A 6,887-nucleotide genomic window follows, 5' to 3' on the forward strand; every position below is an offset into this window, starting at 1 on the left:
TCTATTCATGATATTTGCGAATTACCGCGACTTTTCTATCCTCCAGTTCTAATACTTACATCATTGTCTGTAAGTACATTTCTGATTATGTACATACAGCATCCTTCACCAACAGCAAATATAGTGGATGATTCCACATTTTAATTGACACAAGCTTGTTCGTTATATAGAACGTTCTATATAACGAACAAACGTCTAACTTGATGAATAAACCTGATTTCGCTGTGCTGGGCCAGAATCTCCAGTTACTGCGCAAAAACCGTAAGCTGTCTTTGTCTCAACTCGCCAGCAATGCCGGTATCGCAAAATCTAACTTGTCGCGTATTGAGCAAGGTGAGGGAAATCCAACCATTGAAACAATCTGGCGACTTGCTTTGCAACTGGATGTGCCCTTCGGGGATCTGGTCGCCAGGGCTGATAGCGCCTGGGGAGAAAACGGGGTTCAGGTTCGGCTTATCGACCAGGGCAATGATAATCCCAGAGTCGATGTGTACTGGATGTCGTTAGCCCCGCATAGCCTGAAAGAATCTGAACCACATTTCGAAGGCACTGTGGAAGCGGTCACTGTGATTAGCGGCTTAATACAGGCTGGCAATACCGACAATCCACAGCACTTGCGCGCAGGAAATTACTGCAGCTTTGACGCAGCTAAACCACACTTTTATCAGACCACGGATAGCGCAGCCAATATGATTGTCACTATTACATACCCTTCAGAACATTCGGATAACAAGGGAGAAGTACGCCCATGACGACAGCCACTTCGCAGGATATGTTGTCGCCATGGAAACAGGGAGTGAAAGATGCACTGCCTCTGTTCGGCGGCTATATTCCGGTAGCCATCTCATTCGGATTGATATCGGTTCAATCTGGCTTCGGCGTGCTGGAAACAATTTTAATTTCGCTATTTATCTACGCCGGCGCATCTCAATTTCTGTTTGTTGCTATGGTGGCGTCAGGCGCGCCAATGTCCCTGGTGGTAATTATGACCTTGCTGATAAACGCCCGTCATATTGTTTATGCGCCGAATATAGCTCCCTATTTAGGTAAGGACAGGCGTTGGCTATTTCTGATGCATGGCCTGACTGACCAGTTATTTGCGTTGTCGCTAGCCCGGTTACCGCAGATAGCAAAAGCTGATCGGATTGCCTGGTATACATGCACTGCAATGCTCGCCTGGTTTAGCTGGGTAGCCGGTACGGCAATCGGTGCTATCGCAGGTGATGAAATTACCCAGCGCTGGCCAGTTATCAATGATGTTCTGCCTTTTGCACTACCCGCACTATTTCTGGTACTGGTAGCGCCGCGTTGTAATAACCGTTTATGGACACTAACACTTGGCGCCTCAGCGGTTTTAGCCTTGTCTCTCAGACTTGTCGGGTATCCCAACCTGGCTATTCCTGTTGCAGCCCTGTCCGGCGCAGTGGTTTTTTATGCACTTCAAACAGGTAAAGCGCGAGGTAAAACGGTATGAATCAGGACTTGTGGGTAGCGCTTTTCATCATCGCTGCAGGCACCTACCTTCTTCGCGTGATACCGCTTATCTGGATGCAGCGGAAACTGATACAGCATGAAAAGAAAGGCAGCGTAAAACCGCCCCCCGACTGGCTCACCGTGCTGGGACCAACGATGATTTCGGCGATGTTTGGCGCATCGCTCGTCCCCGCTCATCCCACATTCGCAGCCTGGGTAGCGACAGCCCTTGGCATGCTGGCAACCCTGGCAGTTTGGTTCAGAACCCGATCAATGGGCCTGCCCACGCTGACAGGTGTTTTTGTGTTTGGCGTGATAATCGTTCTGTTTGGCTGAAGCGAGATGGTGGGGGGTTGTTGATGATGCTGAAGTTGGTCTGAAGTAATTAAGGCAAGCCAGCAAATGCTAGGCTTGTCTTAACAAAGCTAACTACAGGTTAATTGAAGTTTATCGTACATCTTTCCAATAGCCTTTTCAAAACTACCTCTAGGCATAACTATGCTACCAGAGGAGCCTGACTCATGGTCAATTACTATTAACTTTTCTAAATCGCCTTTTTGTAAAAATCCAACAAGACATTCATCAAGACCATAGTCGCCATAGGTGAATACAACGTCATCTTTTAACCTAAAAAACTCAACTAATTGCTCATTACTTTCAGTAGGCTCTAAAGATTCTTCTCCATAGGTTTTATCAAAAAAATACTCAAAAGTAGAATGGGAAATATCAAAGAGACAGTCAACAGCAAAACACCCGCTTCTCACTCCTTCAAGTAATTGGCCATAGAATAGAGTTAAATCATAATCAAACTCCTGATTTCCAAATGAAGCTTCATTTAACATCAATGTCGCCATGCCATTACATTTTTCATCCAGAAGCTGAGATTTTAAGACGAGTCCTGACTCATTACTTATTTCTATTTCCATGGTGAATTTTTACCTTTTGCACTAAAACCTAGTTCTTTCAAAACTCTATCAGGAACACGACTTCTTGTTAAAGGATTCGCCTTACCCCCTGTACTACCTGTCCAATGGCGACTATCTCCACTGCCAGAGTATCGATATATAGACTTTCCATCAGTGCTTTTCCCCCAATAACTCCCTTTGTATTCAATAGAGTTATTGTAAACCTCTTGAAAGTCGTCTGGTTGAATCCCTGCATCTTTTCTAAAACCAGCCCCTCCGGGAACATGTTTAGGATTGGTAACTAAAGTCGGGCGACAAATATCGTTTACAAGAGACTTGCCTTTCGTTACAACCGCATTTGCACCAACTATGATTGCACCAATAGCTGGACTAGAATCAACCGCAGCGGCTCCCGCTAACTCTTCGGGGCCATTTATCGGAATTGCTTCACTTACATCAGATAGCTCTTCTGCATTATGCGCAAACTCACCCCAGAAGGCCTGTGCATTAGCTTCTAGTAAGCGTTGCGCTACCCTCTTAATACCCCCAAAAAGGTAAGAGCTAGAGCCAGCATTATTGTCTTGATTGGTACCAGAATTTTTCCCAACATCGCCTTTGTCAGAATTACTGCTGTCTTTAGCGTTGTTCTCTTGTCCGCTTAGTACAAGTAGTGCACCTGTCTCTCTATCAGTACACGACTTACGCGACCCCAACATACCATTGCAGTTAGCAAACCTTTTGCGTGGAGGCTCAGTCGTGTCTTTTGCGTTCGCATCTTTACTGATTGACTATCAGCCGGACTTTTAATGAATGGGTCAACACTCATAAACCGCCCAAGGTTATAATCATACACCCGACCATTCTTATGAATTTGTCGATATATAAATATGAGGCTCCGTGTGCGTTGATGCGTGTGAAATTTGCACAGCAAAAGGGCTTTTAGAAAAGATAATAACTGTTAAGATATCAAGGTAACTAAAGGAAAGCAGACGATAAATGGCTAATGCATACGCAAAAATAAATCCAGACAACATCAGGTGGGCACGACTTCGCGCCAATCTGACTGAGGGTATGCTTGCCCGAAAGTTGGACGTGGATGAAGAGCGTATTGCAGCATGGGAGTCTGGTGAGAAGCCTATAACTTTCAAGCAAGCCAAAAAAATTGCTGATAAGACGTATATTCCTTTTGGTTTTTTATTCCTCAAACAGGCTCCTGAAGACCGGTTACCGATTCCTGATCTCAGAACAAAAGAAGGTGAAGAAATAAAGCGGCCGAGTGCGGAACTGCTCAAAATTATACAAATTATCTTAGCCCGCCAGAACTGGTTCAAAGACTATCTGAACCAGCAAGAATCTGCCTCTGTTCCCTATGTAGGTAAGTTTAATTTGTCTTCTTCTGTCACTGACATCGTAAGTGATATGAAGAGCGCACTTGGGATACCCGAGCACCCAACCAGGGGCAGCTGGGAAGATTATCAGCGTGACTTGGTTAAGCAGATTGAGAGTCTAGGTATTCTAGTAATGCGACATGGTGACTTAGGTCACTTTACCAAAGCTTTATCTGTGGAAGAGTTTCGCGGGTTTGCCATCGTCGATAAAGCGTGCCCTATCATTTTTGTCAATCAAGCTGATACACCATCTGCAAGGCTATTTACGCTCATTCATGAGTTAGCCCATATTTGGATTGGCCAAAGCGGTATCTCTGATGGTGGAACAAATCCACACAGAAAAGAAGAAATACTGTGTAACGCTGTTGCTGCTGAATTTCTGGTCCCTGGAAATGAATTCCAGAAACTTTGGAATAAGCATGATGAGTGGACAGATAATCTCCCACCCTTGGAATCTCATTTTCATGTTAGCCAATGGGTACTGGCAAGACGAGCATTGACGCTGAACTTCATTAGCCAGGAGCAATACTTTCAATTTACTGAAAAATTGAAGCGCCTTTACAATGAGCGAGAGAGTTCCGGAGGCCCATCCTTTTATAAAACTAAGCGCAGCCAGATATCTGAGCAGTTTTCCAGAGCCTTACTTGCCGAAGCATTAAGTGGCAGAGTTCTGTTGAGAGATGCTAGCGCCTTATTAGGAATGAAACCCAACCAAGTTTTCAAGTTTGCTGAGGAACTAGGAATTTGACTTACATACTGGACTCAAACACATATATCCAAGCGAAAAATCTTTACTATCAAATGGAATTTTGCCCTGCATATTGGGAATGGTTAGACATTGAGTTTGCTAAAGGCCAGGTATGCTGTATTTCAAGTGTTTATGACGAGCTTATAGAGTATAAAGATGAGCTATCTGACTGGGTTAAGCATCGTAAGGAGGTATTTCTACCTGTTGCTGATGATGAAACTCAGAGCAAATTTGGTGAAGTTGTTGAATATGTATATGGTCTGGAAAGTAAGGATCCCGTCGATGTCGGTAACTTTCTTGATAAGGCTGACCCATGGATAATTGCCAAAGCTTCAGTACTCGATGCCACCATCGTTACTCACGAAAGGCTAACACCAGAGAATAGTCGTAAGGTAAAGATACCCAATATTGCCAAGCATTTTAACGTTGAGTGCATTTCCACTTACGCATTACTGAAACGTCTGGAAGCTCGGTTCATTCTCTCTGCAGCATAAAAAGTGCATGCCCGCCCATGGGCATCCCCAGATCTCGCTTCAGCTACGCTACACTTGGATCTAGTCCAGCCATGGGGTTATTGTACTGAATGATCGCGTACTGCCGTTCTTCGAGTCACAGGAGCTGCCAATGCTCAGAATTCTTACAGACAGAGGCACGGAATACTGTGGGAAGGTCGAACAGCATGATTACCAGCTTTATCTCGCGATAAACGATATCGACCACACCAAGACAAAAGCCCGTCATCCACAGACAAACGGTATCTGTGAACGCTTCCACAAAACCATTCTCAACGAGTTCTATCAGGTTACATTCCGCAAGAAACTCTATGATTCACTGGAGATGTTGCAGAAAGATCTGGACGAGTGGCTGGATTATTACAACAATGAACGAACTCATCAGGGCAAAATGTGCTGCGGCAGAACGTCGATGGAAACATTAATTGATGGGAAACAGATTTGGGCTGAGAAGAATTTAGCTCAAATCTAATCTGACGCTGGCACCAGAAAAACTGGGTAACTGTCAGATCAGGTCTGAGCTAGTACATTTAAAGGTGTTAACACCAAGCGATTTTGTCGTACTTTAATTACCACGCGATTCTGTCGTAGTCGCTAATTACCAAGGGAAATTGACGGTTATCTTTAACCGTGTTCTTTGAATGTTTTGTTTGTGCATTTGAGGAACGCTAAGGATGATTGTGTTGAATTCCAAAGCTCAATTGACAGTTGATGTCATCGCTAAAGTGGCTGAGCGTAAAATTACGATAGCCAATGCCGCTAAGCTCCTCAATAAATCCAGACGTACTGTTGAACGTTATTTACAGCGTTACCGAAGCCAAGGACTACAGTTTGTTGTTCATGGTAATTCGGGCAGCGAGCCAGTTAATAAAACTCCAGATAGGCTTAAGCAGCAAGTTCAGTCGCTAATTCGCGAGAAATACTATGACCTGAACCTGTTGCACCTTGCCGAGATACTTGAGACGCACGAACACATTGTTGTTAAGCGCGAGACACTGCGTAAATGGGCACATGATATCCATCATGTAAAACGAGCGAAGCGTAGGCGCACCCGTGTTCACAAGCGCAGAGAGCGAATGGAAGCGCCAGGGTTAATGCTGCAAATGGACGGCAGCACACATCGCTGGTTCGGCGATAGAAAGTCGTGTTTAATTGCCATGATTGATGATGCCAACAGCGATATTCATGCTGAGTTCTTTCCGTCAGAAACGACTGAAGGCTGTATGAAAGTAATGCGCTCAGTCGTTGAGAAATACGGTGTATTTAAAACCCTGTATGTTGATCGTGCAGGAATATTCGGTGGCCCTAAGCGCTGCAACTTCTCCCAGATGCAACGGGCCTGTGAGGAGCTAGGCATTGAAATCATCTTCGCCAGTTCTCCTCAGGGGAAAGGCAGGATTGAACGCGCCTTTGATACACTGCAAGACAGGTTGATACCGGAGCTACGACTCAACAATATTACTGACATGACGGGCGCGAATAGCTATCTCCAACACGTCTTCATTCCCCAGTTCTGGCGTAAAAACCTGGTTGTAAAATCAAGATCATCAGACACCGAATATACGCCTGTACCACGCTACGCAAATCTTGATGATATCTGCATCACCAAGGTCTACCGGAAAATACGCAACGACCATACGTTTAGCTACGGCGGAAAACTCTACTTCATCGACTCCCCGCTTAAACACTCAATCGCAAACCAGAAAATTGAAATTCGTACCGGTAAAAATAAGCGGTTCAATGCTTACTTCGCCGGACGAAAGCTACAGGTATCAGAAGTCACTGAGCCTGAAAAATTGTCCTCGGAAGACAATGAGATCCAGAAGAAGCTTGAGGTATTAGCATTGGCTGACAGGCTTGG

General features: G+C 44.8%; 8 protein-coding genes and 1 pseudogene. 7 read left to right on the forward strand and 2 right to left on the reverse strand.

The features are described from left to right. Positions 1-203: 203 nt before the first annotated feature. From BFC18_RS00915 to BFC18_RS00925, 3 genes are read left to right on the forward strand one after another with little or no spacing between them, the layout of a single operon-like run. The gene (locus BFC18_RS00915; protein ID WP_070123309.1) at positions 204-752 is read left to right on the forward strand and encodes a helix-turn-helix domain-containing protein; all 549 of its coding nucleotides are present in this window, start codon (positions 204-206) and stop codon (positions 750-752) included. Further along, positions 749-1,474, forward strand: coding sequence for an AzlC family ABC transporter permease (locus tag BFC18_RS00920; protein WP_070123310.1), 726 nt, complete (start codon positions 749-751; stop codon positions 1,472-1,474). The genes BFC18_RS00915 and BFC18_RS00920 overlap by 4 nt, the downstream gene beginning before the upstream one ends. After that, the gene (locus BFC18_RS00925; RefSeq protein WP_070123311.1) at positions 1,471-1,809 is read left to right on the forward strand and encodes an AzlD domain-containing protein; all 339 of its coding nucleotides are present in this window, start codon (positions 1,471-1,473) and stop codon (positions 1,807-1,809) included. Before BFC18_RS00920 ends, BFC18_RS00925 begins: the two co-directional genes overlap by 4 nt. A gap of 89 nt (positions 1,810-1,898) precedes the next feature. Here the strand turns inward: BFC18_RS00925 and BFC18_RS00930 are convergent, their stop codons facing one another. Both BFC18_RS00930 and BFC18_RS00935 read right to left on the reverse strand, forming a co-directional pair. Continuing rightward, the gene (locus BFC18_RS00930; RefSeq protein WP_070123312.1) at positions 1,899-2,399 is read right to left on the reverse strand and encodes a hypothetical protein; all 501 of its coding nucleotides are present in this window, start codon (positions 2,397-2,399) and stop codon (positions 1,899-1,901) included. Beyond that, positions 2,390-3,094 (reverse strand): hypothetical protein, encoded by a 705-nt coding sequence (locus tag BFC18_RS00935; protein WP_070123313.1) that lies wholly within the window; start codon positions 3,092-3,094, stop codon positions 2,390-2,392. The genes BFC18_RS00930 and BFC18_RS00935 overlap by 10 nt, the downstream gene beginning before the upstream one ends. A 280-nt stretch (positions 3,095-3,374) precedes the next feature. Here BFC18_RS00935 and BFC18_RS00940 point away from each other — a divergent pair, with 280 nt between their 5' ends. The 4 genes and pseudogenes from BFC18_RS00940 to BFC18_RS00955 form a co-directional block, all read left to right on the forward strand. Then, positions 3,375-4,514: an XRE family transcriptional regulator gene (locus BFC18_RS00940; protein WP_070123314.1), complete on the forward strand. Its 1,140-nt coding sequence runs from the start codon at positions 3,375-3,377 to the stop codon at positions 4,512-4,514. Next, on the forward strand, positions 4,511-5,008 hold the full coding sequence (locus BFC18_RS00945) for a DUF4411 family protein (protein WP_070123315.1): 498 nt from the start codon (positions 4,511-4,513) through the stop codon (positions 5,006-5,008). The genes BFC18_RS00940 and BFC18_RS00945 overlap by 4 nt, the downstream gene beginning before the upstream one ends. A gap of 82 nt (positions 5,009-5,090) precedes the next feature. Next, a pseudogene (locus tag BFC18_RS00950) lies at positions 5,091-5,498 on the forward strand (integrase core domain-containing protein); the annotation flags it as partial. 202 nt (positions 5,499-5,700) lie between these two features. Next, positions 5,701-6,887: ISNCY family transposase (locus tag BFC18_RS00955; protein WP_070123143.1), on the forward strand; the 1,187-nt coding region annotated here is incomplete at its 3' end.

This window comes from Alteromonas confluentis (assembly GCF_001757105.1).
Lineage (GTDB): Bacteria > Pseudomonadota > Gammaproteobacteria > Enterobacterales > Alteromonadaceae > Alteromonas > Alteromonas confluentis.

Excerpts from the sequence above, each read along its gene's own strand:
- BFC18_RS00925 (WP_070123311.1), top strand. The coding sequence starts at position 1,471 with ATGAATCAGGACTTGTGGGTAGCGCTTTTCATCATCGCTGCAGGCACC.
- BFC18_RS00935 (WP_070123313.1), bottom strand. The coding sequence starts at position 3,094 with ATGTTGGGGTCGCGTAAGTCGTGTACTGATAGAGAGACAGGTGCACTA.
- BFC18_RS00915 (WP_070123309.1), top strand. The coding sequence starts at position 204 with ATGAATAAACCTGATTTCGCTGTGCTGGGCCAGAATCTCCAGTTACTG.
- BFC18_RS00920 (WP_070123310.1), top strand. The coding sequence starts at position 749 with ATGACGACAGCCACTTCGCAGGATATGTTGTCGCCATGGAAACAGGGA.
- BFC18_RS00930 (WP_070123312.1), bottom strand. The coding sequence starts at position 2,399 with ATGGAAATAGAAATAAGTAATGAGTCAGGACTCGTCTTAAAATCTCAG.
- BFC18_RS00940 (WP_070123314.1), top strand. The coding sequence starts at position 3,375 with ATGGCTAATGCATACGCAAAAATAAATCCAGACAACATCAGGTGGGCA.